The organism is Mycobacteroides abscessus ATCC 19977 (assembly GCF_000069185.1).
Classification (GTDB): Bacteria; Actinomycetota; Actinomycetes; order Mycobacteriales; family Mycobacteriaceae; genus Mycobacterium; species Mycobacterium abscessus.
This window is the reverse complement of the sequence record NC_010397.1, coordinates 1,372,461-1,399,355: the sequence shown is the minus strand read 5'-3', so window position 1 is coordinate 1,399,355 and position 26,895 is coordinate 1,372,461. Positions and strand designations below refer to the sequence as shown.

The following is a 26,895-nucleotide window of genomic DNA, read 5'->3' as shown; positions in this document are numbered from 1 at the left end:
CGTCGGTAGAATCCCCCGAAGCGCGATGTGGATGCCACACTGGGGTCCATGTCTACGCTCGCTCGCGCCCTGGTCCAGATCGTCGGCGAGAGATACGTCAGCACGGACGCCGATGTCCTGGCGGGACGAACCATCGATCACACCGGGCGCTATCTCGGGACTGCGAGCATCCTGATCCGGCCCGGAACCGCCGAGGAAGTCGCCGAGATCCTGAAGGTCTGCAAGGAACGCAGCCAAGCCGTCACCACCCAGGGCGGGCGTACTTCAATGGTCGCCGGCACGGTCAGCGAGCACGATGACGTACTGCTGTCCACCGAGCGGCTCACCGAGATCGGCCCTATCGACACGGTCGAACGCCGCGTCCGCGCCGGATCCGGTGTCACCCTGGCCGCGTTGCAACAGGCCGCCGCCAAGGAGAACCTGCAGTTCGGTGTCGACATCGGTTCGCGCGACTCCGCCACCCTCGGTGGGATGGCATCCACCAATGCGGGGGGCTTGCGTACGGTGCGCTACGGAAACATGCGCGAACAAGTCATCGGAATTCAAGTCGCACTGCCCGATGGTTCAATCATGGAGCGCCACAGCGATGTTCGTGCCGACAACACAGGCTACGATCTGACCAGCCTGTTTGTCGGCGCCGAGGGCACCCTGGGTGTCATCACCGCACTCGAGCTGCGTCTACACCCGGTGCCCACACACAGCGTCGCCGCCCTCACCGGGTTCGACAGCCTGGATCGACTTGTCGAGGCCAGCCGTATCTTCCGGGATCTGGACGGCATCGCCGCGCTGGAGCTCATGGATTCCAGGCTGGGCGTCCCAAGCCCCCTCGACAACCCCTGGCTGCTGCTCATCGAACTCGCGCGCGACAGCGACCCCACCGACGATCTGGCCGAGGCGCTCGAGGCCGCCGGGGTGGCCGAGCACGCCGCCGTCGGCCTGGACAGCACCTCGCGTGAACGCCTATGGCAGGTACGCGAATCCGTCGCAGAGGCGCTGGGCACCTACGGCCCGCCGCTGAAATTCGATGTGGCGCTGCCGCTGGCGCACATCGGCGAGTTCGAACGACGTGCCTCCGAGCTGATCGCCGCCGCGGTGCCCGGGGCCATGCCCGTGCTGTTCGGCCACGTAGGCGAGGGCAATCTACACTTAAATGTGTTGCGCTGTCCCGACTCCACCACGTTGTATCAGCCCATGATGACGCTGATCGCGGATCTAGGCGGCAATGTCAGTTCCGAGCACGGGGTCGGCACTCTCAAACGCGACTACCTCGGCATGGCGCGCACCGCCGGCGATATCGCCGCGATGCGGGCCGTCAAGTCCGCGTTCGATCCCACAGGGTTTCTGAACCCCGCGGTGCTGTTCGGCCCGGAATCATGACACTCGTCGTCGACCCCGAGACATTCAGCCGGGAGTGGTTCGCGGCGTGGAACGCCCACGACATCGAGGCGGTCCTGGCGGCCGACGCCCTGACCCGCAACCCTGATCTGCGCTTCGAACCGGTCGGCACCTACGTGGGCGCCCGGGCCCTCGTCCTCAACTACCGAAACCACAAGGGCGGACTCGTCAATGAGGTCCTAATCTTCGACGGAGACCACATCGTCGAGGGGCACGGCACCTACCTGTGAGCCTCCGGGCCGCATGAACAGCGCGGCCACCAGACCAAGTGCCAGCGCCGCGATACCCAGCAGCATGGACTGTGCCATCGCGGCCGAGAACGGCGCACGCAAGCCCGGAGGCAGCGCTGCCTCCGGGGTGGACCCGGAACCGGGAGGCATGGCGGGCATGGTCGCCGTCAATCGCGCCGTCATCAACGCACCCATCGCCGAACTGCCGACCACGCCGCCGACCTGCCGCAGTGTGTTGTAGACGCCAGACCCGGCGCCCGCGACCGACGGCGGCAGGTTTCGCGTCGCGGTAGTGGCCAGTGGACCCCAGATGCACGCCATGGCCGCGCCGATACCCGCCGCCGGAAGCATGAGTTGCCACATCTGGGTCTCAGGCCGCATCAACAGCGTCCACCACAGCGTCGAGGCGATCATCAACGCGATACCGCCGCCGATCAGTATCGATGGACGCACCCTGTCGACCAGCCATCCGGCTAGGGGCGCCAGAATTCCACTCACAATCGCCGTGGGCGCCTGGGTCAACGCCGCCTTTGTCGGCGAAAAGCCGAGTGCCAGTTGCGTATAGAACATCATGGGCAGACCGGTCGAGATCACACAGAAACTCATCGACGCGATACCGACGCCGGCAAGCGAAAAGTTGCGGTCGGCGAACAATCGCAATGGGATCAGCGGCTCCCCCCGGTTCGCCGACTGCCACCACACGAACACACCCAAAACCACTAGGCCAGCGGCCATCATCGCCCACACGCCAGGAGCCCACTGGAAGCTCTCTCCCTCTTGGAGCGCGAAAACGAAGGCAAACATGCCGACGGCCGAAAGTGCCATCCCCAGCAGGTCTAGCCGATGCCGATGTGTCGGCATTCGCGGAATATAGATGGCGCCCAGGATGATTCCCAGCACACCCACCGGAACATTGACATAGAAGATCCACTGCCAGCCCCACCCGTCCACGAGCAGACCACCGGCCACCGGGCCCACCAGCGTCGCGATCCCGGCTACCGCACCCCACACCCCCATCGCGGTCCCACGCCGCTCCGGCGGGAACACCCGCTGCACCACGGTCAACGTCTGCGGCGTGAGCATCGCCGCACCGATCCCCTGCACCACGCGCGCCGCGATAAGCCAGCCGATCGACCCCGCCAAGCCGCACCACAGCGAGGCTGCGGTGAAGACCGCGAGCCCGGACAGGTACATCGAGCGTGGGCCGAATTGATCTCCGAGTCGCCCGGTAATCAGCAGCGGCACCGCGTAGCCCAGCAGATATGCACTGGTCACCCATACCGTCGACGAATAATCGGCACCGAAACCTGCCTTGATGGCCGGATTGGCGACCGACACAATCGTCGAGTCGAGCAAGATCATGAACAACCCGAACAGCACCACCCACAAGGTGATCCACGGTCGCGGATATTCAGGTCGCACGGCTACGGAACTTAGTCGTCGGTCAGGCAGCGACACGATTTCTCACGACGGCCAGCCCGGCCAGAGCCAGCACCACTCCGATCATCATGACGATGGCGACGGCCAGCGCGTTGTTGCCCAATGCCCCAACCAGCGGCGCGATCACGGCACCCACCCCGAATTGTGCGGCGCCCAGCACCGCAGCCGAAGTACCCGCCGCCTCACCGTGGCGGGACAACGCCAGCGCAGGCGCGTTCGGTATGACGAAGCCCATCAATGCCATCAACGTCCACACCGGAGCCACAAAGCCGACGAGCCCACCGATACCGAAACCCGCCAGCACCAGTAGCACCACCGCCGGGATCAAAGCCAGCGACAAGCACCACCGCACGATCTGCTGCGGTTCGAATCGCTTGAGCAGCACGACGTTCAGCTGTGAGGCAGCCACAAACGCGATGGCACCCGCACCGAATGCGAGCGCGAACACCTGTTGATTCATGCCGTACTGTCCCTGCAACACAAACGAGGCACCCGAGATGTAGGCGAACAGACCGGACAACGAAAGACCGGCAACCAGCACCAGAACCACGAACACCTTGTCGCGCAGCAGATCGCGGTAAGTCCGCAGGATGGCCCCTGCCCGCAGTGGACGTCGCGCAGACGGGGGCAGTGTTTCCGGCAGCGCCACCACGGCGAGGATGAGCAGCAGGACGCCCAGGCATGACAGGGCCGCGAATACGTTCTGCCATGACCCATGCACCAGCACGGCCGCGCCCAGTGACGGAGCCAGGATCGGCGCAATACCAATGACGAGTGTGAGCCGGGAGATCACGGTTGCCGCGGCCTTATCGGTATAGAGGTCACGCACCACGGCCATCGCCACCACCATGGCCGCCGCGGCGCCCATCCCTTCGACCGCCCGCAACACGCCGAGCACCACGATGTTCGGGGCGATGGTGATGGCCAGTGACGCCACGATGTGCAGGATCGCCCCGGCGATCAGCGGCAGCCGCCTGCCGAGTGAATCCGACAGCGGGCCCACCAGCAGCTGCCCCAGACCCAACCCCACCAGCGTTCCGGTCAGTGTCAGCTGGGTGAGGGTGGAGTTGACGTGCAGATCCGAGCCGATGTCGGGCAGGGCCGGCAGGTACATGTCGATGGTGAGGGGGCCCAGGGCAACCATGGCGCCCAGCACGGTGATGAGCCATGCCCGACCCAGGCGGGTTGCCGGAGGCGAGACCGAACCGGCAGGAGTGCGATCGGTCGCCGGGTCATCGACTGTCGTCTTACCGGGGGCACTCGTCACCTCAGTGCTCAGCGCACGCACGTGGCAAAACCTTCCCTTCCCTAACAAATGTGAGCTGCGTCTCACTCAATCGGTCAAGTCTCCACTCCCATCCAGGAGGAGACATCGCCCCCATTACCGGCCTCATCAGCGCCGACGCACATTTCCCCAGGTCGCCCGCTCCGGAACGCCGTCGCTATAGACAACACACCGAAGAGCCGGTCCGTCAACATCGAAGCACAGCGCGCCTGTCCCGTCACCGCGTTTTTACGGCGGCGGCGCTCACCGCCACGACTTTGCTCATGATCGGCACGCGCCAGCGGATCCCTGCCAGGAAATCGGTTGCCCGGACAGCGCGCGAGTGTCAAAACGTCGCGCAAATCACCCATTTAGACCCCTATTTGAGGAACGAAAGACACTCGCCATTCGTCTTCACTACTGTGAGAACAGATCTTCGCTCACAACCAGTGGACCCACCCAGACCACAGCACTGAAGGAACACATGCCGATGAGCACTCGCATCACCGAACCGCAGCGGCAGCTCGCGTTGGGGGGCAAGAGCAAGGAGTCCAAGCCGGGCGCCTCGGGCAAGCTCCTCTCCCTCGTCCTGGACCAGAGCACCAAGGTTCAGGAGCCCGCGGTACGCGCATACGTCCAGAAGCTACGAGCCACTCACCCCACCGCGACACCCGCCGATGTCGTCGCGATGCTGGAGAAGCGATATCTGGCAACGGTGATGGGCAGCGGTGCGGCCGTCGGCGCGGCCGCCGCATTCCCCGGCGTAGGCACGCTGGCCGCGCTGTCGGCGACGGCCGGCGAGGCTGTGCTGTTCCTGGAGGCGACATCGCTGTTCACTTTGGCGCTGGCTGCCGTCCATGACATCGAACTCGCCAAGATCGAGCATCGCCATACGCTGGTGCTCGCGGTTCTGCTCGGTGAGGACGGTGAGACCACGGTCTCGGACGTGCTGGGCAAGGAGCGCACCGTCGGCGGAGGCTGGCTGGCCGAGGCCACCTCGACGCTGCCGGTGCCCGCGCTCAGTCATCTCAACGCCACGCTACTCAAGCGGTTCACCAAGAAATTCGCCGTGAAGCGTGGAGCCATGGCGGCGGGCAAGCTGTTGCCGGCCGGAATCGGGGCCGTGATCGGCGCGGGCGGCAACCGCTTTATCGGCAAGAGAATAATCACGAACGCACGCAATGCCTTTGGAGAACCCCCGACGGCATGGCCGGTGCAGCTGCGACTGGTAGCACCGGACAGCTAAGCAGGACAGGGGTGGCCGTTCACCGGGAGTCCACCCCTGAGCCATCAGTGGCGCCGATGATGTCGCCCCTGTCATGGAACGGCGACATGCCGCCCCCGATGGCGACGCGTTAGCCTGGTACCGGTCGCTAAACGGACTGAATATCGAACGAGACGGAGCGAGGCGAAGACTGCCGTGAACGGTTCAAATCCACAATTCGGGCAGAACGAATGGCTGGTCGAAGAGATGTACCGGCGATTCAAGGAAGATCCGTCTTCGGTCGACTCGAGCTGGCACGAGTTCCTGAGCGACTTTGGAGCCGAGTCGGTGGCCGAGCCCGCGACCGCCAGCGCCAACGGTCACGCGGCCCCCGCACCGGCACCCACGCCAGCGGCACCCGCACCGGCACCGGCACCGGCAGCGGCACCCGCGCCCGCCCCGGCAGTCAAGCCCGCGTCCGCACCGAGCACGGCCCCAGCGGCGCCAAAGCCCGCCGCCCCTCCGATCCCCACCGCCGAGGGCGACGAGGCCCAGGTGCTGCGCGGTGCCGCCGCCGCCGTGGTCAAGAACATGTCTGCCTCGCTGGAGATCCCCACCGCCACCAGCGTCCGGGCGATCCCCGCCAAGCTGATGATCGACAACCGCATCGTCATCAACAATCACCTCAAGCGCACTCGCGGCGGCAAGATCTCCTTCACGCACCTACTGGGCTACGCCATCGTCCAGGCCATCAAGGATTTCCCGAATATGAACCGCCACTTCGCCGAAGTGGACGGTAAACCAGTCGCCATCACCCCCGCCCACGTAAACCTGGGTCTGGCCATCGATCTCCCCGGCAAGGACGGCAACCGCACTCTGGTCGTTGCGGCCATCAAGGGTTGCGAGGCATTGGGTTTCGGCCAGTTCATCGCCGCCTACGAGGACATCGTGCGCCGCGCCCGCGACGGCAAGCTGACCGCCGAAGACTTCTCCGGAGTCACCATCTCACTGACCAATCCGGGCACCATCGGCACCGTGCACTCGGTGCCGCGGCTCATGCGCGGCCAGGGCGCGATCATCGGTGCCGGTGCGCTGGAGTACCCGGCCGAGTTCCAGGGCGCCAGCGAAGAGCGCATTGCCGATCTGGGCATCGGTAAGCACATGACGCTGACGTCCACCTACGACCACCGCATCATTCAGGGCGCCGAGTCGGGCGACTTCCTGCGGACAGTGCATCAGCTACTACTCTCCGACGATTTCTTCGACGACATCTTCCGGGAGCTGGGCATCCCCTATGAGCCGGTGCGCTGGCGCATCGACAACCCCGACTCGATCGTCGACAAGAACGCCCGCGTGCTGGAACTCATTGCGGCATACCGCAATCGGGGCCACCTCATGGCCGACACCGATCCGCTGCGCCTGGACAAAACCCGCTTCCGTAGCCATCCCGACCTGGACGTGCTCAGCCACGGCCTGACCCTGTGGGACCTGGACCGCGAATTCAAGGTCTCGGGATTCAAGGGCCAGGAGTACATGAAGCTGCGCGACGTGCTCTCGGTACTGCGCGACGCGTACTGCCGCCACGCCGGCGTCGAGTACACCCACATCCTGGAGCCTGAGCAGCAGAAGTGGCTGCAGGAACGCATCGAGGCCAAGCACGACAAGCCGACCGTCGCCGAGCAGAAGTACATCCTGTCCAAGCTCAACGCGGCCGAGGCCTTCGAGACCTTCCTGGCCACTAAATACGTTGGGCAGAAGCGCTTCTCATTGGAAGGCGCCGAGGGCGTCATCCCGATGATGGACGCCGTCATCGACCAGAGCGCCGAACACGGCCTCGATGAGGTGGTCATCGGCATGCCGCACCGGGGCCGGCTCAACGTGCTGGCGAACATCGTCGGCAAGCCGTACTCGCAGATCTTCACCGAGTTCGAGGGCAACCTGAACCCGGCGCTCGCCCACGGTTCCGGAGACGTCAAATATCACCTGGGCGCATCCGGCACCTATATCCAGATGTTCGGCGACAACGACATCGAAGTCTCACTGACCGCCAACCCCTCGCACCTCGAGGCGGTGGACCCGGTACTGGAAGGCCTGGTGCGCGCCAAGCAGGATCTTCTCGACGTGGGCACCGACGGCGGCCGCTTCACCGTGGTGCCGCTGATGCTGCACGGTGACGCCGCGTTCGCCGGACAGGGTGTGGTGGCCGAGACCCTGAACCTGGCCAACCTGCCCGGCTACCGCACCGGCGGCACTATTCACATCGTGGTTAACAACCAGATCGGTTTCACCACCGCGCCGGAGCACTCGCGCTCCACCGAGTACTGCACCGATATCGCGAAAATGATTGGTGCGCCGATCTTCCACGTCAACGGCGACGATCCCGAGGCATGCGTCTGGGTGTCACGTCTGGCCGTGGACTTCCGCCAGAAATTCAACAAAGACGTCGTCATCGACCTGGTCTGCTACCGCCGGCGCGGCCACAACGAGGGCGACGACCCCTCGATGACCAACCCGCAGATGTACGAGGTGATCGACACCAAGCGCGGTGTGCGCAAGACCTACACCGAAGCCCTGATCGGCCGCGGCGATATCTCGATGAAGGAAGCCGAGGACGCCCTGCGCGACTACCAGGGCCAACTGGAACGGGTCTTCAACGAGGTACGCGACCTGGAAAAGTATCAACAGCGTCCCAGCGAATCGGTCGAGGAAGACCAGCAGCTGCCGCAGAAGTTGGTCACCGCCGTCGACAAGGCGCTGCTGCAGCGCATCGGTGACGCCTTCCTGTCGGTTCCCGAGGACTTCAGCGTGCATCCGCGCGTCAAGCCGGTACTCGATAAGCGCCGCGAGATGGCTTACGAGGGCAAGGTCGACTGGGCCTTCGGCGAGCTGCTGGCGTTCGGCACCCTGGTCGCCGAGGGCAAGGTGGTGCGGTTGTCCGGCCAGGACTCCAAGCGCGGCACCTTTACCCAACGTCACGCGGTGATCATCGACCGGCACAACGGCACCGAGTTCAGCCCGCTGCAGCTGGTGGGTGTGGACGCCGAGGGCAACCCGACGGGCGGTCGTCTCGTGGTGCACGACTCGGCGCTCTCCGAATACGCGGCGCTGGGCTTCGAGTACGGCTATTCCGTCGGCAATCCCGACGCAATGGTGTTGTGGGAGGCTCAGTTCGGCGACTTCGTCAACGGCGCACAGTCGATCATCGACGAGTTCATCTCCTCCGGTGAGGCCAAGTGGGGCCAGCTCTCCGAGGTGGTATTGCTACTCCCCCACGGCCATGAGGGGCAGGGTCCCGACCACACCTCGGGCCGCATCGAGCGGTTCCTGCAGCTGTGCGCCGAAGGCTCGATGACGGTGGCCATGCCGTCGACGCCCGCCAACTACTTCCACCTATTGCGTCGGCATGCCCTGGACGGCATCACCCGGCCAATGGTGGTGTTCACGCCAAAGTCCATGCTGCGCAACAAGGCTGCGGTCAGTGACATCAAGGACTTCACCGACCGCAAGTTCCGTTCAGTGCTCGAGGAGCCCACCTACGAGGACGGTGTGGGCGACCGCAGCAAGGTCAAGAGGATCCTGCTGACCAGCGGCAAGCTGTACTACGACCTCTTGGCGCGCAAGAACTCCGACAAGCGCGACGATGTCGCGATCGTGCGGATCGAGCAGCTGTACCCGATTCCGCGCTACCGACTCGAGGAGACCCTCAGCCGGTACCCGGATGATGCGCAATACATCTGGGTACAGGAAGAGCCCGCCAACCAGGGCGCGTGGCCGACCTTCGGACTGAACCTGCCCGAGGTGGTGCCGCGCCTGACCGGCCTCACCAAGATCTCCCGGCGGGCCATGTCGGCGCCGTCGTCCGGTTCCTCGAAGGTGCACGCCGTCGAGCAGCAGGAGATCATCGACGAGGCCTTTGCTCCCACCTCCGGGTAGGAAGTGAGCGGTCACAAGGTGCCGTCGGCCGTTTGGTGAGTGAACATGATCTGCGGTCATTGCGTTGTCATGCGCCGCAACCGGTCAATACGCTGCGCAAGGTAGTGAACTGTGCTCACGACCGGATAGGACCGCCAGTGCAAGGACAACAGGCTCGATGACGGCCGGTACCGCGCCCAGGCCTGCTCCGGCAACGCCCTCGATCGACGAATGGCCGCTGCAGGTCGACAAGCCGTTGTCGGCTGCCTACGACCCCTTCTTCGGCCCGGCGCCGCAGGGATGGGAAGGCACCGCACCGGGGACACCGCTGCGACGCCGCCGAGTGCGGCTCGGGCTCTTCGGCCTCATTCCGCTGAAGCTGCATGCCTGGCAGGTCCTCTATCGCAGCACCGACTTGCATGGCAATCCGGAAACCACGGTCACCACGGTGGTCGTACCGCAGCGTGCGACGGCGGACTCGCCGCTACTGGCCTTCCAGAGCGCCATCGACGCCGTCACGCCCAAACGGTTCCCGTCGTATTACCTGCAGCAGGGATCCTTTGGCCTGACCCAGTCTCAGAACGAATTCCTGCTGGTGGTGGCCGCACTCACCAAAGGATGGGTGGTCACCATCAGCGACCACGAGGGACCGCACGGGCTTTGGATGGTGGCCCGCCAGCCCGGGTACCACGTGCTCGACGGCCTGCGCGCCACCATCGCGGCGTCCGGCGACGACGGCATCCCGCAGCTGAGCTGGCAAACCCCCGTCGCAGTGTGGGGATACTCCGGTGGCGGCACCGCGACAGCTTGGGCGGCGGAGCTGGCGGGTGAATACGCCCCGGAGCTGAACATGGTGGGCGCGCTGATCGGGGCGCCCGCCGCACAACCCGGCCCGCTCGTGCACTACCACTGCGCCCGGCCCGCCTCAGGCCTGATCATCCCGGTGCTCGCGGCGATGATGCGTGCTCATCCGCCGGCCCGCGAGTTCCTGGAGCGCCACCTCAACCGCAGGGGACGCCGAATCGTCGAGAAGTCCGAGCGCATGACGCTCCTGGAGACGGTGCTGCGCTGGCCATTCCTGGACTTCAACAAGATCCTGGACCGCCCCCTCGAAGAAGTCATGGATGGGCCGGAGATCACCGCACTCACCGATGAGATGACGTTGGGGCAACGGACGCCGACCGCACCGGTGTATCTGTATCACCCGATACACGACCTGCTGCTGCCGATTCAGTACACCGATCAGCTCGCCGAGGATTACATCGCCGGAGGCGCTCATGTCACGTATCGACGCGATCGCGCGTCCGAGCACATCGTGTTGGCTCTGGCCGGCGGCTCGGACGCCCTCGCCTGGCTGGATGAACGGCTGACCGGCAAGGCATTACCCGCGAGATCGGATGTCCAGACGGTGTTCTCCACCTCATTGACCCTGCGGGCCATCCGGATGTTCATGCGCTGGCAGCGGGGGATCATCCAGCTGCTCAGCGGGAAGCTCTGATTCTCAGCGTGCCTTGACCGCCAAGAGCGCCGCGGCGAGCGTCCGCGCCGCGGACGGTTGCGCCGGATCCAATCCGGTCAGCTCGGCAACCCGGCGCAACCTGTAGTCGAGGGTGTTGGGATGCACATGTAGTGATTTGGCGGCCAGCTGCCGGCCGTGCTCGTGCTGCAGGTAGGCGCTGAGCGCCTGCTGCAGGTGTGGGTGCGCGGCGAGCGGCTGAACGGTCGCGGCCAGCAGGTCGCGTGCCCTGCCCGGCCGGGTGATCTGGTACTCCAACAGTAAATCGGAGAGTCGATACGCCCCCGGCGCCCGGCCGAGTCGCAGTGCGAGCAAGGCCAATTCGCGCGCCTCATCGGCAGCGGCGGCGATCTCCGCGGGATCGGCCGCCTCGGACAGCCCGATCGTGACCGGCCCCCCGGCCACTTCCGAGAACAACGGCAGCAGTGATTCCACCTTGCCCACCGCGGGCAGCAAGATGGTGCCGCCGCGACCATCCAGCGCGGCCAGCACGGGCTCGCGCGCATACTCGTCGACGATGTCCTGCACGCGGTGTGCGCGCCGCCGCGCCACCACGGTGTTGGTCGCGGGTTCGGGCATGTACAGGAACAGCACGTGATACGACAGCGCCAGCGTGACGCTCGCCCGTTCGGCCGCCTCCTCCCACGGCATTCCCTTGACCAACGCCTCGAAGAGGTCACGGCGGGCATCTGCCGCCGCACCATAAACGCCCTGACGCTCTTCGAGATACGCGGCGGTGACGGCGGGCAGCATCAATTGCAGATAGCGCTGGAGCTGCACGCTCACAGCCAATACCTCGTCCACCTCGTCGGGAGTTGCCAGTTCCCGGAGGGTCTCGATGCCCACCCGCGCTGCGACGTTGTAGACGGCCAGCACCGCAGGCAGCGGGATATCTTCCTGCGCCCGGCGGGACGCGGCCAGGATCGATACCGCGAACTCGTCGTCGGTGGGCGCACGCGACTCCAGCATGACCCGGGCGAATATCCGGAAATGCTGCTTGGTGAACTCGGTTATCTCGCCGTCGAGAACCTCACGCGGCAGCATCCCGTAGTACGGCACCTCGGCAGCGAAACAGTCCACCGCGCGACGCGCCGTCTCCGGCAGCCGGCGCATGAACCGATCACTGAGTGACGCCGTCATCAGCGGACTCCAACCTTCTCCCACCGCAGCGTGGAATATCCGACCCCCCACGGATCACATCCATGAGACCATTGCGCACCCTACCGCCTCCCCGGTGAGTTCGGAGGTTTGCTCGAAGGTTCCTTCCGGGACGCGCGGGTTATTGGGACCGGTCATAGCTTCCGGCCGCGCGCCTCGTGTCTTTCACCAAGGTCGGCACAAGTCGCGGACCCGGCGCCGCCGCCGCTCCTAGATTTCACAGATGCCTGCCATCGCCCAGCGGCGTTCGCTCAACGAGTTGGTCACGCGGTACTGGACCCTGATGTCCAGGGTCTACAACTTCCCACTCGTGCAGCGCCATATCTACAGCCCTGCCCAGACAGACACCATAGCGCAGCTATGCGAGCACGACGCCCGGCGTGTTGCCGATATCGCTTGCGGCACTGGAATATTGGCATCGCGCATTCGGGCAGAGTTGCACCAGGCAACCGTCTTCGGCGTTGATATGTCCGACGGCATGCTCGCCAAGGCCAGGGCGCGGTGCGCTCAGGTGCAGTGGCGCAAGGCGCCCGCCGAGCAGCTCCCCTTCGCGGATTCCAGCCTCGACGCCGTAGTGACGACGTCGGCCTTCCATTTCTTCGACCAGCCTGCCGCGCTGGCAGAGTTCTACCGCGTGCTGGTCCCCGGCGGGATGGCCTCGGTCGCCACGATCTGCCCCAGGGAGCGGCGCTGGGCACGCAACCGCACCGGCGAACGTGGCCCGGCGCATTTCCCGACGGCCACCGAGATGGAACGGTTGTTCGCAGGTGCGGGCTTTGAGGTGGTCGTGCACCGCCCGGTGGCGCGACCCGTTACACCACCGCTGGTTTCCGTCGACTGGATCTGTGTGGGCCTCAAGACCTGACGGTCACTCGCCCGCCGCCATGATCATGCCGTACGGCCATCCATTACCCTCACTGATTGACGTCAGCCTGACAACGTAAATCTTGAGGAGTACCCATGGAGGGCTTCAGCGGCAAAGTCGCCGTGGTGACCGGTGCCGGTTCGGGCATCGGACGCGCACTGGCCGTCGAGCTGGCACGATCGGGCGCCAAGATCGCCATCAGCGATATCGACAACGAGGGCTTGGCCGAAACCGAACGCCAGATCAAGAGCCTTGGCGGTGATGTCCGATCCGATCGCCTCAACGTCGCGGAGCGCGAAGCCTTTCTGCTCTACGCCGACGCCATCAAGGAGCACTTCGGCACGGTCAACCAGATCTACAACAACGCCGGCATCGACTTCCATGGCGAACTGGAAGCCAGCGAGTTCAAGGACATCGAGCGCATCATCGATGTCGACTTCTGGGGCGTCGTCAACGGCACCAAGGCCTTCCTGCCACACCTGATCGCCTCCGGCGACGGCCACGTCGTCAACGTCTCCTCGATCTTCGGAGTCATGGCATGCCCGGGCCAAAGCTCCTACAACGCAGCGAAATTCGCGGTGCGCGGCTTCACCGAGTCACTGCGCCAAGAAATGATCATCGGCAAGAAGCCCGTCGCCGTCACCTGCGTGCACCCCGGCGGCATCAAGACCAACGTGGCCCGCAACGCCACGGTCGCCGAAGGCTACGACCATGCTGAATTCACGAAGTTGTTCGACATGCTCGCCAGAACCAGACCGCAGGCCGCGGCGCGAATCATTCTGACCGCCGTACGCAAGAAGAAGCCCCGCGTGCTTGTGGGGCCGGACGCGAAAGCAATCGACATTCTGGTCCGGCTGACCGGTGCGCGCTACCAGGATCTGTTCGTACTCGGCGAGCGGTTCCTGATGCCCAAACGTTCCCATTGACCCATTACTCTGACTATTTGACAGTCGTCTAACAAGGAGACACTTATGGAAGGCTTCAGCGGCAAGGTGGCCGTGGTGACCGGCGCGGGTTCGGGTATCGGACGCGCACTGGCCGTCGAGCTGGCACGATCGGGCGCCAAGATCGCCATCAGCGATATCGACAACGAGGGCTTGGCCGAAACCGAACGCCAGGTCAAGGCGCTCGGCGCCGAGGTCCGTGCGGATCGTCTCAATGTCGCGGAGCGCGAAGCCTTCCTGCTCTACGCCGACGCCATCAAGGACCACTTCGGCAAGGTCAACCAGATCTACAACAACGCCGGCATCGCATACCAGGGCGAGGTAGAGGAAAGCCAGTTCAAGGACATCGAGCGCATCATCGATGTCGACTTCTGGGGCGTCGTCAACGGCACCAAGGCCTTCCTGCCACACCTGATCGCCTCCGGCGACGGCCACGTCGTCAACGTCTCCAGCCTGTTCGGCGTGCTGTCCATGCCCGGCCAAAGTGCTTACAACTCGGCCAAGTTCGCGGTGCGCGGCTTCACCGAGTCACTGCGCCAAGAAATGATCATCGGCAAGAAGCCCGTCGCCGTCACCTGCGTGCACCCCGGCGGCATCAAGACCGCCATCGCGCGCAACTCCACCACGGCCGAGGGCTACGACCAGCAGGCGATGGCCGCGATGTTCGACAAGTACCTGGCGAACACCAGCCCGGAGGCCGCTGCCCGCATCATCCTGACCGCCGTACGCAAGAAGAAGCCGCGGGTACTGGTCGGCCCGGACGCCAAGATCCTGGACGTCATCGTCCGGCTCACCGGTGCCCGTTACCAGGACATCTTCTCCGTGGTGACCCGCTTCATCCTGCCCCGGCCGGGTAAGAAGTAACCCGGGCCGATCATTTGCGCCGCGTTACCGCGCGGCGCGAATGATTGACGGCAGGAAGGTACCGATGACGGTTTGATCGAACACCATCGTGCGGGGAAGCCGGTTGTGCACAATGGCCACCGAGATTTTGCGTTTCTGGTCGGCCCACCCGAAGGATCCGCCGGCACCGATATGGCCGAAGCCGCCACCGATCACGGGGGCCGTCAGCGAGTGATACCCACGGTGCCAACCCATCGGAAGCCCGAGCGTGTGGTCGATCCGATAGCTGTTCTTGCGCCCCAGTCCGCGGGTGATGTCCGGCGACAGTAGACGCACACCATCCACGCTGCCATCGCCGGCCAGCGCAGCGTACAGCTTGGCCAGCGCCGGCGCGGTGCAACATGCGCTGCCCGCACCACACCGCAGGTCCATCACCGCGGCGCTGGCGTGCCCGTCGTCAGCGAGCAGCATTTCCGCGCCCGGCTGGTACAGCGTCGACGCGGCGCCCTTGGCGCCGGGCATCTTGTCGAGCACACCCATCACGGAAGGGGCAGCGCGACGGATGAAGCCAGACCGTGCGACCCGGTCCAAATACGGTGTGAGCGCAGCAGATTGCGACGGAGCACCGGCCGGCGGGCGTCCCATGTAGATGCCGTCGACACCCAGCGGCTCGGCCAGCTCGCTGCGGTACAGCTCCTCCAAATCCCTACCGGTGACGGCTTTGGCCAGCCGTCCCATCAGCCAGCCAATAGACAGAGCGTGGTAGGCCGGCTTGCCGAAATATCTATCGACCGGAGCCGCGGCCAGGCGATCGGCCATCAGATCCGGATCGAACATCTCCTCGTAGTTGTGCGCAATGCCGGTAAGCCGCGACAGACCCGCGGTGTGCGAGAGAATCCCATCGACCGTGATCGCTTCCTTGCCGTTGGCGGCAAACTCCGGCCAGTACCGCGCCACCGGCGCGCGGTAGTCCAACAGTCCACGATCCACCAGACGGTGAATGATCGTCGCGGTCACTCCCTTGGACGCCGAGAAGATCACCGGAGCGGTATCACGAGTCCACTCCTCACCCTTCTGCGCCACCCCAGCCCACAGGTCGAGCACGGGCTCACCATCCACGTACACGCACGCGGCGCCCCCACCCACGCGATAACGGGTGAAGGCGAACGCGAAGACGCGCACTACTCCGCGGAACTCGGGGCGCGCCCAACCGTTCACTCCCGGCGGTAGCTCCATACCGCGTTCCAGCGGAGGGTAGGCGAATTGCGGCCGCGCCGGTAGCGGTAATTCCGTGGCCGCGTCATCGAGGCCATGAGGTTGTGCCATAAGTAACAGTGAGTACCAGGTACTCGACATCAAGGCAAGCGCGATGGCGTAGATGTCAGACAGATACCCAATCGGGGCGCAGCGATTGGGGGCGCTTCACGACCCCGGCTCTTCAGCCGACCGCCTTGACGATCTGGGGCCACAAGAACGCGAAGGAGATCTGGTCAAGAGCCATGGTCAGCGGAAGCCGGTTGTGTGCGAAGCCGACGGCAATCTTGCGCTTGGGGTCGGCCCACCCCATCGAGCCGCCGAGTCCGATGTGGCCGAATCCGCCCCGGAATCCGTTCATCGGCAGCGACATGTACCCCAGGTGCATGCCCATGGGGAACACGATGGTGCGGTCGATGGTCAGATTGGTCTTGCGGGCAAGTCCTGCCACCGTTTCCGGCGAAAGTAACTCACGGCCATCGACACTGCCATCCCCAGCCAGGGCGGCATACATCTTGGCCAGGGCCGGCGCGGTCGCCACGGCATTGGCGGCGGGTGCCTGCATGTCGTACAGGGCCGAATTCAGCGTGCCGTCATCGGCCAGAATCCGCTCCATGCCTGGTCCGTACATCGTGCCGATGGCGCCCTCGAAACCAGGGAGGCGATCGATGGCACGAATGACCGTCGGCAGCAGCCTCCCCACCGCGGGCTTGTTCGCCATCGAGTCCAGGAATGGATACATCGAGGCGGCCTTGGTCGACGCGGTACGCGGTGGCCGCCCCAGATGGATACCGTCGACCCCGAGCGGATCGGCGATCTCGGTTCGGAACAGCTCCCGCATGTCTTTACCGGTGACCGAGCGCGCCAGCCCCGCGAGCAGCCATCCGAAGGTCAGAGCGTGGTACGCGCGCTTACCGTAGAACTTGTCGACGGGGGCGGCGGCAAGACGCCGCTCCATCAACTCGTGATCGACGATTTCCTCTGCGTGGTAGGCGATTCCCTCGAGACGGGAGAGCCCGGCGCGATGATCGAGGACCTGCCGGACGGTGATCGAAGACTTGCCGTTGGCACCGAACTCCGGCCAGTAACGTGCGACCGGGGCGTCGTAGGTGATCAGTCCGCGATCGACCAGGCGGTGGATGACCGTGGCGGCAATGCCCTTGGATGCCGAGAAGACGAGGGCTCCGGTGTCGCGTGTCCAGCCCTGTCCGGCCGCCGCCGCACCCGCCCAGATATCCAGGGCGGGCTCGCCGTCCACATAGACGCTCAGGCCGCCGCCGCCCAGCCGGTATTTGGTGAACATCCATTCGAAGGTGCGCACGACGGCGGACAACTCGGGCCGCGCCCAGCCTTCCACTCCGTTGGGCAGCCGTAATCCGGGCTGGTCACCCGGGTATAGCCCGTCGCGACGTACAGGTGCTGTGGCCGCAACATTGGGGCCCAGTGGGATCGCCATAGTGACATTTGGGTACCACGTGTCAAATAACCCGGTCAAGTCACAATCTGATTGCCCGAGGTATCTACGCAGGTCAGAGCGCTACGGTCAGCCGCGCAGCAAAATCTGGTGATCATTGAGCCAGGTGCCGACCACACGCTGCGGGTCTGCACCACCGGAAACCTCTCGCGTCATCGCCGCGAGGTCCCCGGTAGTGAGTTCACCGGCAACCTTGTTGAGCGACAACACCTGTGCCTCGGTCAACTCATTGCGACGGTACAGCGGCACCACACTGTTCGCGGGTAACCATTGCTTCTCGTCGTCCAGCAGTGTGACTCCGTCGGCCGGTAGGGCCGGGTTGGCGGTACTGGTCCACGCCACCGCGACCTCACCACGCCTGAGTGCCGCGAAAAGCTCACCGGCGCTGGCGTATTGACGCGGCGTACCGGTAGCGCACGACCCGATGCGCGGTAGCGGAACCGGTCCCTGGCCGACCTGCCCACCGCGGGCCAGCTGATCGCAGTGCCGTACGAAGGCCGCCAGCGTCGGCTTGGCCGACGCGCCCGGTGAGCTGGTGACCGCCAGCGCTGCCCGATCCTCGGCGGTGCCATAGTCGGCGGCGGCGACACCGGCGGGTAGTGCGGCGATCATGGCCTTATACGCCGTCTCCTCGTCACCACTCGGCCGCTGCTGCGGCGCGAACCGTCGCAACACTCGCCCGGTGAAACCGGGCGCAACGCTGGCAATGCCGGTGTCCAATTCTGTTACCGGATCGGCGCTCTCACGCACTTTGGTATCGATGCCGGTCGCCTTGACCACCGCCGCGTAGATGTGCGCAAGCACCCGATACTGCGCGTCGTTGGTCGTCACCACCGTGAGATACGGTGCCGGGCCGTGGTTTTCCGAGCAACCGGCCAGAACAGCCACTGCCGCCAGCAGCACCGCCGTCCACCTACGCAACCTCAAACGGCTAGTCGCTCTCGTGCGCGACGGCCTGCACAGCGGCGGCCACGGCCGGCCCGACGCGCGGGTCCAGTGGGCTGGGCACAATCTTGTTGGGCGCCAGCTCCGGCTCCACAACAGAGAAAATCGCCTCGGCCGCCGCCACTTTCATCCGCTCGGTAATCTTGGTGGCCTCGGCGTCCAATGCCCCGCGGAATACACCGGGGAAGGCCAGCACGTTGTTGATCTGGTTCGGGAAGTCACTGCGCCCGGTCGCCACGATCGCGGCGTACTTGGCCGCGACATGCGGATGAATCTCAGGATCGGGGTTGGAACAGGCGAAGACGATGCTGTCATCGGCCATGGTCGCGATGAGCGATTCGTCGACCTTGCCCGCCGAAACACCCAGGAACACATCGGCGCCCGCGAGTGCCTCGGCCTGTCCCCCGGTGAGTCCACGAGGGTTGGTCCGCGCGGCGAGGTCGGCCTTGAACTCGTTGAGATCATCGCGGCTGGTGTGCACGATCCCCTTCGAATCCAGCACCGTCACATCGTTGATGCCGTCGGCCAGCAGGATGTTGGCGCACGCCACGCCGGCCGCGCCCGCGCCGGAGATGACCACCTTGAGGGACTGCTGATCGCGTCCCAACACCCGGGAAGCACCCATAAGGGCGGCGAGCACCACGATGGCGGTGCCGTGTTGGTCGTCGTGCATGACGGGACAGTCGAGCGCCTCGATAACGCGTCGCTCGATCTCGAAACAGCGCGGCGCCGAGATGTCCTCCAGGTTGACCGCACCGAAGGTGGGGCGCAGACGGATCAGCGTCTCGACGATCTCATCGGGGTCCTTGGTGTCAAGCACGATCGGGATGGAGTTGAGGCCGGCGAATGTCTTGAACAGGGCGCTCTTGCCCTCCATGACGGGCAGCGATGCCGACGGGCCGATATCGCCCAGCCCCAGCACGGCACTACCGTCACTGACCACAGCGACCAGGCGGTGCGCCCAGGTGTACTTCTTGGCCAGACTGGCATCGGCGGCGATGGCCCGCGATACCTGTGCGACACCCGGGGTGTAGGCAATCGACAGCGCGCGCTGGGTATCCAGCGGCGACTTGAGCTCTACCGACAGCTTCCCGTCGATATGTGCCTCAAAAATCTCTTCATCTGTCACAACAACGTCGGATGCAGTCACAGCGTGAGACTACTGTCCCCCTTGCATGTCACTGGTGGCGACTCTGGAACTGTGAGCGGCCCGTTACGCGCCCGCCACGAATCCGCGTACCGACTCGGCGATCATCTGCACCGCGATGGCCGCCAGCAGCAGACCGGCGACCCGCGCCAAGAGCATGATTCCGCCGTCCCGCAGCACCCTGATCAGCACCGTCGAGAACCGCAGCGTCAGATACAGCACCACGTGCACGCAGAGAATCGCCGCGGCGATGGCCACAAGCGCCGGTGCCTGCGCGCCATCACTCTGGCCGGCCTGGCGGACCGCGATGATGGTCGCCGCGATGGCCCCCGGGCCCGCCATCAACGGAGTACCCAGCGGCACCAAGGCCACATTGACGCCGCTGTCGGCGTCATGACTGGTGGCCCCGCCCATCAACAACGACAAGCCGGTGATGAGCAGCAGCAGACCGCCCGCGCCCTGTAGCGCGGGCACACCGATATGTAGGTACGCCAGAATCGCCTGCCCGCCGATCGCGAACATCGAGATAACGGTCAACGACACCGCGGGGGCCTGCCATGCGGCCCGATGGCGTTCGGGAGCGGGCAGTCGCCCCGTCAGCGACAAGAAGACCGGGACCGCCCCCGGCGGGTCCATGATGACCACAAGGGTGATGAACACTGAGGTGAACACCGCGATATCGAAGGCCACCGGGTCAGTCTTCCAGGCGCTCGCACAGGTTCGCGGGTTACCTGCCCAACAGTCGCGCCACCGTCGGATTCTTACCTAGCCGGTATGCGAATGTGATTGTGCGCGAACCAAAGATAAGATTCGAGAAGGCGTACAGCAGCGTTGGAGACAGCCGACGCAACAGGTAAACCAAATATGCTTCCGGCCGTACCAACACGGTCTTGCGGTTGTACACCACCGCACTCTCGATAGCGCGCGCCACATTCTGGGGTCCGGGGATCAGATGCCAGCTGCGAATCTTCTCGAAAGCCGCCCCAGTAAGCGCCGAGCGCTGCACCTGCTCCTGCTCATCGGCACCGGTATGGGTCGCGGACGAGAAGATATTGGTCATGATTGGCCCAGGGCATATAACGCTGGCGCCAATATGATTCGGAGCAAGTTCGCCGCGAATGCAATCGGTGAACATCTTGACCGCGTACTTGGTTGCCGAATACGACGCCAGGTTCGGCATCGGAAGAAACGCTGCCGCTGAGGCGACATTTACGATATGGCCAGGCTTGTTCGCATCGACCATCTGTTGCGCGAACAGACGTGCGCCATGGACCATGCCTAGCAGGTTGATGCCGACGATGCGGTCCCAGTCCGATTCTGTGGTATCGATGACCTCACCAAGAATGCCGATTCCCGCATTATTGACCACGACATCGCATACGCCGTGTTCGGACTGGACCCAACGCGCAAAATCCTCGAATTCGTTTACATCGGTTACGTCAAGACGGCGGGCACACGAATCGCCTCCCGCATCCCGAATCGCTGCGACGGTCGCCTCCGCCGCCACCTCGTTGATGTCACTGACGATCACCCGCGCGCCTAGCTGTGCGAATCGTTCAGCTGCGGCCCGTCCTATACCGCTGCCCGCTCCGGTCACCACAACCAGCTTGATGTCACTTCGCTTCACTTGGTCCTCTCCTTGAGCCAACCCATGGCCGTGCGCACCAGTGACGTGTTTTCGACGTATCGCAGGGTGCCTTCCCCGCTCAACCGCGCGATCACCTTCATCACTGTGGGGCTGAGTCGCCACAGTGCATACCCCAGATATGCCTCGGTGGTAACCGGTTGGATGGCGCGGTTGGCGCGCACCGATCGCACGATGGCTTTGGCCACCGCATCTGGCCCGCTTCCGAACCGGGCTATCGCCCCAGCGGAAAGATCCCGGCGTTGAGTGTTGACGGCGGCGTCGGAGCCCAGATGGCGAGCCGCGGTATAGAAACCGGTGTTGATGGCACCTGGACAGATTGCGGTCACACCGATCCCGTGCGGACGTAGCTCCAATCTGAACGCTTCCGAGAACATCATTACCGCTGCCTTTGTCGTGCAATACGGCGAGCTGACGGTCAACGGCGTGTACGCGGCTCCCGAAGCCACATTGATGATCTGCCCGCGGATACCGGCGTCGACCATTCGGCGCGCACACAAACGCGACCCAGTAACCGCACCGCGCACGTTGACCGCAACCAAGTCTGCCCAGTCATCGGCAGAGTGGTCCAAAAAGCGGCCCGCTGTCGTGTATCCGGCATTGTTCACTAGAACGCGCGGAATACCATGGTGCTCTTCGACTCTCGCCAAGGCGCTCTCCCATGCCAGCGGGTCGGCCACATCCAACAGGACCGGCTCGCACACACCACGGGATACATGCACCAGCTCTGCCGTCTGCTCTGCGGAGGCCAAATTCCGGTCCGTGGCTATGACTTTTGCACCGCCCCGGGCGAACGCAAGGGCGGTCGCACGCCCGATGCCACTACCCGCACCGGTAATGAAAACAACTTGGTCACGCAGGTTCATTTCAGCGCGCGCTACATCCCGAGGCCCTAGTAGGCGATTTGCCCTCACAGCGGCTAGCTCGCCCGGGTCCGGTTCCGCAAAGCACGGAAAAGCCTGCCGGTGAGGAACACGGCATACACGGCAAGCCCAGATACTCCAGCAGCGCGGGTCTTGTCGGCGACTAAAGCAGCACCAATCACTGTCTCTGCTGCGCCATTTCGCCGTATCCACCCCGCCGTGTCGTCTGGAAACAGCGGCCGGGTGATCAGGTCAAACACCCACGGCGCGATGAAATGGGCAACGCCAGTGGCCGCCAGCACGGCACCGGCGAACCGGATACGTCCTGTTGCCGAGGGCAGCTCAGCGGCGGGCGCGATCCCAATCTGGGTAGCACTGGACATGGAGATGGTTCCTCTCATCGGTATTGCGTCTCGAACTGGCCGCGAGCGCTGGCCGGCACACACCATCAGGCTTGCCTGTCCCACCCGCCGCACCGAGCTACCCGAGGTCTCAGGCGCCGGTCTGGCTAGCATCGTTACATGCGACTGACGTATCAGTCAATAACTGATTAGTTGTTCATTTCAATGCCGAAGAGCAACGGAGGCGTGGCGGTACCCTCACTACGTGCCCGAACAGTTGTCGCGCTTCGAGCGTCGCAAGCAGGAGACTCGGCGTGAGATCTTGGGCGCGGCGCTTGCTTGCTTCGCCGAGCGCGGTTATCACGCGACGGGCATCGCCGACATAGTGAGGCGAGTAGGCATCGCGCAGGGGACGTTCTATCTGTACTTCCAAAGCAAACGTGAGATCGTCGAACAAATACTCGATGACTTGATGGAACGTCTGTCCGCAGCACTCCTCGACCTGCCGCCATCGGCGCCTACCAGCCTGGCTGAGTACCGAGATCAGGCAGAGCACATTTCGACTTCGCTGACAGGCGTCCTTAGCGCAGATCCACAAGCAGCACGGTTCTTGCTCCTACAAGCCGCCGCTGTCGATGACGATATGGCCGAACGGGTGCTGGCCTTCTATGACGCCGCAGCCGCCATTCAGGCCACATACCTGCAGCACGGAATAAGCGCCGGTTATTTCAGAAGTGATCTGGACGCGGGCCACGCCGCCAGAGCAGTCAATGGAATGCTCCTGGCCTCCGCCTTTTACAGCCTTCGAGACCCAAGCCCCGCTGCCTTCGAACAGTTAGCCCATGCTGTTCGGGAAATCCTTTACTACGGCCTGGCCAGTGATCACCACCCGCAGATAGCAGACTGAACACCGCGCGATATCGAACGTCACCACATCGGCCTTCCAGGCGCTCGCACAGGTTCGCGGGTTACCATCGCGCAGCACGGTTCCGCAGAATTGGTATGCGAACAGGGAGCCCACATCATGGCGCGATTTCCGTCGGTCACCCCGTCGTCGTTGCGTTCCCCCATTCGCGGCCGTGAGCCAGAAACCGATGCCAAACGCATCCCGGTGCCGCTCGCCCGGGCCATCGTCGACTGCGGCGTCTACGTGGACGGAGTGCGGCTGCCGGGCAAGTACACCCCGAACGCCGCGCTGGAAAAGGTGCGCTCGCTGGATCGCGGGTTCGTCTGGGTGGGCCTGCACGAACCCGACGAACATCAGATGGAGGCGGTAGCCCAACCTTTCGGGCTGCACCGGCTGGCCGTCGAAGACGCCGTGCACGCACACAACCGGCCCAAGCTGGAGCGGTACGACGACACCCTGTTCTTGATCCTGAAAACCGTGAATTACGTTGAGCATGATTCGATCTCGTCGGCCCGCGAGATCGTGGAGACCGGCGAGATCATGATCTTCGTCGGCGGCGACTTCGTGGTGACGGTGCGCCACGGCGACCACAGCGGGTTGGCCAAGGTCCGTGCGCAGATGGACTCCGATCCCGACCACATGCGCCTGGGCCCGTACGCCGTCATGCATGCCATCGCGGACCGCGTCGTCGACTCCTATATGGAGGTGTCCGATCTGGTCGAGACCGACATCGAGGCGATGGAACAGAACGTCTTCTCCCCCCGGTCCAGCACCGACATCGAACACATTTACATGCTCAAACGTGAAGTCGTGGAACTACGCCGCGCCATCAGCCCGCTGACGGGAGCCCTGGCCAAGCTGACCCAGGACCACAATGACCTGATCACCAAGGAAGTGCGCCGGTACCTACGTGACGTGCTCGATCATCAGACGCACGCGGCGGACAAGATCGGAAGCTACGACGAATTGCTCACCTCGCTGGTGAACGCGGCGCTGGGCAAGGTAGCCATGCAGCAGAACACCGACATGCGCAAGATCAGCGCCTGGGTGGGTATCGCGGCATTTCCGACGATGCTTGCCGGCATCTACGGCATGAACTTCGAGCACATGCCCGAGCTGGCCGAGCCCGCCGCGTATCCGATCGTGCTGCTGGTCATGGTCTTGGTGTGCACGCTGCTGTACCGGAACTTCCGTAAGAACGGCTGGCTGTAATTCCTTACCGACATACTCGTCATTCGGGGGGACCATGACATTGCGCTTGGCACTGATGCTCATGCTGGCACTGGTGTGCGCGCCGAACGCATTCGCGGACCCGGCGCTCCCCGACTTCTCTTCCATGCCGAAGGCAGCCGCCAAGGACTTCACCGTACGAGACGGTCTTGCCTACTCGGTCCGCGGGTTCCGGACTCCCAGTGGTGCATACTGCACATCGTCGTCACATCGCGGGATGTCCGCACTCGACTGCCACGGCAGATTCTTCGGCGCGCCCGACGGAGCCAACTCCGCACATCTCTTCAACAACTCGCCGGAACCGCTGCGGTTCGGTACCGAGGACGTGGACTTCACCAAAACACCAGAATTCGAAGGACATCCGCTACCCCTGCTGCTGCCGGGAGTTGACTACGCCTTCGACAACTCGCACTGCGCATACGTTGCCGGATACCAGCTCGCGTGCGTCATGGACCTCCGAGGCTCTCAGGTCGGCTTCGTTGCCACTCCCACCGATTTCGCCGCCGTAGGTCAGTAACCGCCGCGCTAGCTAGGTTGCGCGTGGGCACGGGAAGGGTCCGTCACGTCGATATCGGCTTGCCGCCAGGCATCCTGCAGGGCCTCGGCGCCCTTGAGGCGCACCCAGGCAGCCTCATTGGCGGTGATGGGTACCGCCGCCAGGAATCGCACCGGTGAAAGCGGTTCCGGCAGCGACAGATCCGCGACATCACTGGCCTGTAGCAGAACCGCGGTAAACGCCTGCCGGTCCGGATCGTCCCACAACGGCTGCCCGAGGTCGATGAGCGCATCTTCGGTGAGCACCAGACCCTCCACCGCGGGCGAGGCCGCCAGCACCGCCAGAGAGCGGGCGAGGCCCGGAAAAACATTGCCGTGCAAGCTGATCAACACCTCGGCTCGCGGGCCGAGGTGTTCGGAGGCAATCATCTCCCCTGGATCGGCCATCGGATATCTGGACGCCCCGACCGAGGCAAAATGTGTCAGCCCGGCGTCATCGGGCCCATAGCGCAGCAGCTCATACGGCTCAGACCCCAAGAAGGTCACCGAGGCCGAATCCGGCTCTCCCGCACCACGGCCGGAGAAATGGCCGAAAAGATGCGCATGCACCCGGCGGACAATCTCTTCCGAGTTCATTGCGCGCTGATCACTCTGCGGTGGCGGCCAGCGAAAGGTTCTCACCCGACTCGGCGTCGAAGATCACCAGCTTGCCGGTATCGATGATCAGCTCGATGGGCTGCCCCTCGGCGACCTTTGACGCCGCGGAAAGCCGTGCCACGAACTCGTTCTCGGCGACCTCGGACTCCTGGGCAAGTTCGGTCAACTCGTCCGAGTGCGCGGCGCCGCCCTCGGTGGTGAAGTGCACGTACTTGTCTGAACCCAGCGACTCCACCACGTCGGCGTTGACCGTCAGCGTCAAGCCGGTGATCCGCTTGTAGGTGTCCACCAGTGCCGCATCCTCGAACTGCTCGGGCCTGATGCCTACGATCACATCGCCGGACGGCTTCCGCGCGGTGATACCCGCGTACAGCCCGGCATCGAGAGTCACTTCACCGAACGGCAACTGCACACCCACGTCGGTGAGCGTCGCCGGAAAGAAATTCATGGATGGGGAACCGATGAAGCCCGCGACGAACAGGTTCGCCGGCGTGTCGTAGAGCTCCTGGGGCGCGCCCACCTGCTGCACCTTGCCGGCGCGCAACACCACCACCCGGTCTCCGAGGGTCATCGCCTCGGTCTGATCGTGCGTGACGTACACGGTGGTGGTGCCCAACCGCTTCTGCAGCCGGGCGATCTCGGTGCGCATCTGCACCCGTAGTTTGGCATCGAGGTTGGACAGCGGCTCGTCCATCAGGAAGGCCTTGGGGCTGCGCACGATCGCACGGCCCATCGCCACTCGCTGCCGCTGCCCACCAGAAAGATTGGCGGGCTTGCGGTCTAGATAATCGGTCAGATCCAGGATCTTCGCGGCCTCGGCGACCTTGGCGTTGATGTCGTCCTTGCTCATCTTGGCCAGGGTCAACGGAAAGGCGATGTTCTGGCGCACCGTCATGTGCGGGTACAGGGCGTATGACTGGAACACCATCGCGATATCGCGATCCTTGGGCGCCTTCTCGTTGACTCGCTCGCCGGCGATGGTGAGCTCGCCGGACGAGATGTCCTCAAGTCCGGCAATCATGTTCAGCGTCGTCGATTTACCGCAGCCGGAGGGCCCGACCAGGATGATGAACTCGCCATCGGCGATGTTCAGGCTCACGTCCCGCACCGCGGCCGAACCGTCCGTGTATGTCTTGGACACCTGGTTGAGCACTATCTCAGCCATC

Annotated in this window: 24 protein-coding genes; 11 read left to right on the top strand and 13 right to left on the bottom strand. The window is 64.4% G+C overall.

Annotated elements, in window-relative coordinates; all coding sequences use genetic code 11:
• Positions 1 to 48 precede the first annotated feature (48 nt).
• Both MAB_RS07205 and MAB_RS07200 read left to right on the top strand, forming a co-directional pair.
• Positions 49 to 1,377 carry an FAD-binding oxidoreductase gene (locus MAB_RS07205; protein WP_005093017.1) on the top strand — a complete coding sequence of 443 codons (1,329 nt, stop codon included), beginning with the start codon at positions 49 to 51 and terminating at the stop codon, positions 1,375 to 1,377.
• Positions 1,374 to 1,625, top strand: a complete 252-nt coding sequence (locus tag MAB_RS07200; protein WP_005084535.1) for a hypothetical protein — start codon at positions 1,374 to 1,376, stop codon at positions 1,623 to 1,625. The genes MAB_RS07205 and MAB_RS07200 overlap by 4 nt, the downstream gene beginning before the upstream one ends.
• Here the strand turns inward: MAB_RS07200 and MAB_RS07195 are convergent.
• Positions 1,575 to 3,047: a DHA2 family efflux MFS transporter permease subunit gene (locus tag MAB_RS07195; protein ID WP_005096459.1), complete on the bottom strand. Its 1,473-nt coding sequence runs from the start codon at positions 3,045 to 3,047 to the stop codon at positions 1,575 to 1,577. The two genes, MAB_RS07200 and MAB_RS07195, sit on opposite strands and share 51 nt — an antisense overlap.
• A 22-nt stretch (positions 3,048 to 3,069) precedes the next feature.
• Positions 3,070 to 4,353, bottom strand: a complete 1,284-nt coding sequence (locus MAB_RS07190) for a multidrug effflux MFS transporter (RefSeq protein ID WP_005084531.1) — start codon at positions 4,351 to 4,353, stop codon at positions 3,070 to 3,072.
• Positions 4,354 to 4,813: 460 nt separating this feature from the next.
• Between MAB_RS07190 and MAB_RS07185 the strand changes: the two genes are divergently transcribed.
• The 3 genes from MAB_RS07185 to MAB_RS07175 all read left to right on the top strand — a co-directional run bounded on the left by MAB_RS07185 (position 4,814) and on the right by MAB_RS07175 (position 10,943).
• Positions 4,814 to 5,575 carry a hypothetical protein gene (locus tag MAB_RS07185; protein WP_005059710.1) on the top strand — a complete coding sequence of 254 codons (762 nt, stop codon included), beginning with the start codon at positions 4,814 to 4,816 and terminating at the stop codon, positions 5,573 to 5,575.
• Positions 5,576 to 5,749: 174 nt separating this feature from the next.
• Positions 5,750 to 9,466 carry a multifunctional oxoglutarate decarboxylase/oxoglutarate dehydrogenase thiamine pyrophosphate-binding subunit/dihydrolipoyllysine-residue succinyltransferase subunit gene (locus tag MAB_RS07180; RefSeq protein WP_012296425.1) on the top strand — a complete coding sequence of 1,239 codons (3,717 nt, stop codon included), beginning with the start codon at positions 5,750 to 5,752 and terminating at the stop codon, positions 9,464 to 9,466.
• A gap of 157 nt (positions 9,467 to 9,623) precedes the next feature.
• A complete protein-coding gene (locus tag MAB_RS07175; protein WP_005110099.1) occupies positions 9,624 to 10,943 on the top strand; it encodes a lipase family protein in 1,320 nt (439 codons plus the stop codon).
• 3 nt (positions 10,944 to 10,946) lie between these two features.
• Here the strand turns inward: MAB_RS07175 and MAB_RS07170 are convergent, their stop codons facing one another.
• The gene (locus MAB_RS07170) at positions 10,947 to 12,101 is read right to left on the bottom strand and encodes a PucR family transcriptional regulator (RefSeq protein ID WP_005059698.1); all 1,155 of its coding nucleotides are present in this window, start codon (positions 12,099 to 12,101) and stop codon (positions 10,947 to 10,949) included.
• A 241-nt stretch (positions 12,102 to 12,342) separates the two neighbouring features.
• Here MAB_RS07170 and MAB_RS07165 point away from each other — a divergent pair, with 241 nt between their 5' ends.
• The 3 genes from MAB_RS07165 to MAB_RS07155 all read left to right on the top strand — a co-directional run bounded on the left by MAB_RS07165 (position 12,343) and on the right by MAB_RS07155 (position 14,792).
• Positions 12,343 to 12,984 carry a class I SAM-dependent methyltransferase gene (locus tag MAB_RS07165; protein WP_005110097.1) on the top strand — a complete coding sequence of 214 codons (642 nt, stop codon included), beginning with the start codon at positions 12,343 to 12,345 and terminating at the stop codon, positions 12,982 to 12,984.
• A 95-nt stretch (positions 12,985 to 13,079) separates the two neighbouring features.
• A complete protein-coding gene (locus tag MAB_RS07160) occupies positions 13,080 to 13,910 on the top strand; it encodes an SDR family NAD(P)-dependent oxidoreductase (protein WP_005110096.1) in 831 nt (276 codons plus the stop codon).
• A 45-nt stretch (positions 13,911 to 13,955) separates the two neighbouring features.
• Positions 13,956 to 14,792 carry an SDR family NAD(P)-dependent oxidoreductase gene (locus tag MAB_RS07155; RefSeq protein WP_005088102.1) on the top strand — a complete coding sequence of 279 codons (837 nt, stop codon included), beginning with the start codon at positions 13,956 to 13,958 and terminating at the stop codon, positions 14,790 to 14,792.
• Between the two features lie 24 nt (positions 14,793 to 14,816).
• On the opposite strand, the gene MAB_RS07150 is transcribed toward MAB_RS07155, so the two are convergent.
• The 8 genes from MAB_RS07150 to MAB_RS07115 all read right to left on the bottom strand — a co-directional run bounded on the left by MAB_RS07150 (position 14,817) and on the right by MAB_RS07115 (position 22,482).
• Positions 14,817 to 16,097 carry a serine hydrolase domain-containing protein gene (locus tag MAB_RS07150; RefSeq protein ID WP_005088099.1) on the bottom strand — a complete coding sequence of 427 codons (1,281 nt, stop codon included), beginning with the start codon at positions 16,095 to 16,097 and terminating at the stop codon, positions 14,817 to 14,819.
• A gap of 112 nt (positions 16,098 to 16,209) precedes the next feature.
• Positions 16,210 to 17,481, bottom strand: coding sequence for a serine hydrolase domain-containing protein (locus MAB_RS07145; protein ID WP_005088097.1), 1,272 nt, complete (start codon positions 17,479 to 17,481; stop codon positions 16,210 to 16,212).
• Between the two features lie 87 nt (positions 17,482 to 17,568).
• Positions 17,569 to 18,420, bottom strand: a complete 852-nt coding sequence (locus tag MAB_RS07140) for a glycine betaine ABC transporter substrate-binding protein (protein WP_182853399.1) — start codon at positions 18,418 to 18,420, stop codon at positions 17,569 to 17,571.
• Positions 18,421 to 18,430: 10 nt separating this feature from the next.
• Positions 18,431 to 19,573: an NAD(P)-dependent malic enzyme gene (locus MAB_RS07135; protein WP_005074294.1), complete on the bottom strand. Its 1,143-nt coding sequence runs from the start codon at positions 19,571 to 19,573 to the stop codon at positions 18,431 to 18,433.
• An 84-nt stretch (positions 19,574 to 19,657) separates the two neighbouring features.
• Complete coding sequence (locus tag MAB_RS07130; RefSeq protein WP_005110095.1) at positions 19,658 to 20,281, bottom strand: MarC family protein; 624 nt, start codon at positions 20,279 to 20,281, stop codon at positions 19,658 to 19,660.
• A 37-nt stretch (positions 20,282 to 20,318) separates the two neighbouring features.
• Positions 20,319 to 21,218: an SDR family NAD(P)-dependent oxidoreductase gene (locus MAB_RS07125; RefSeq protein ID WP_005074290.1), complete on the bottom strand. Its 900-nt coding sequence runs from the start codon at positions 21,216 to 21,218 to the stop codon at positions 20,319 to 20,321.
• Entirely contained in the window at positions 21,215 to 22,102 is an 888-nt protein-coding gene (locus MAB_RS07120) for an SDR family NAD(P)-dependent oxidoreductase (RefSeq protein WP_005074289.1), read from the bottom strand. Before MAB_RS07120 ends, MAB_RS07125 begins: the two co-directional genes overlap by 4 nt.
• A gap of 53 nt (positions 22,103 to 22,155) precedes the next feature.
• The gene (locus MAB_RS07115) at positions 22,156 to 22,482 is read right to left on the bottom strand and encodes a hypothetical protein (RefSeq protein WP_005088089.1); all 327 of its coding nucleotides are present in this window, start codon (positions 22,480 to 22,482) and stop codon (positions 22,156 to 22,158) included.
• Positions 22,483 to 22,705: 223 nt separating this feature from the next.
• Between MAB_RS07115 and MAB_RS07110 the strand changes: the two genes are divergently transcribed.
• From MAB_RS07110 to MAB_RS07100, 3 genes are all read left to right on the top strand, one after another.
• Positions 22,706 to 23,347, top strand: a complete 642-nt coding sequence (locus tag MAB_RS07110) for a TetR/AcrR family transcriptional regulator (RefSeq protein WP_005088087.1) — start codon at positions 22,706 to 22,708, stop codon at positions 23,345 to 23,347.
• A gap of 117 nt (positions 23,348 to 23,464) precedes the next feature.
• The gene (gene corA / locus MAB_RS07105) at positions 23,465 to 24,559 is read left to right on the top strand and encodes a magnesium/cobalt transporter CorA (RefSeq protein WP_005059676.1); all 1,095 of its coding nucleotides are present in this window, start codon (positions 23,465 to 23,467) and stop codon (positions 24,557 to 24,559) included.
• Positions 24,560 to 24,593: 34 nt separating this feature from the next.
• Positions 24,594 to 25,094, top strand: a complete 501-nt coding sequence (locus MAB_RS07100; RefSeq protein ID WP_005110094.1) for a hypothetical protein — start codon at positions 24,594 to 24,596, stop codon at positions 25,092 to 25,094.
• An 8-nt stretch (positions 25,095 to 25,102) separates the two neighbouring features.
• On the opposite strand, the gene MAB_RS07095 is transcribed toward MAB_RS07100, so the two are convergent.
• The gene (locus tag MAB_RS07095; RefSeq protein WP_005110093.1) at positions 25,103 to 25,708 is read right to left on the bottom strand and encodes a suppressor of fused domain protein; all 606 of its coding nucleotides are present in this window, start codon (positions 25,706 to 25,708) and stop codon (positions 25,103 to 25,105) included.
• A gap of 10 nt (positions 25,709 to 25,718) precedes the next feature.
• Entirely contained in the window at positions 25,719 to 26,894 is a 1,176-nt protein-coding gene (locus MAB_RS07090; protein WP_005110092.1) for an ABC transporter ATP-binding protein, read from the bottom strand.
• Position 26,895 lies beyond the last annotated feature (1 nt).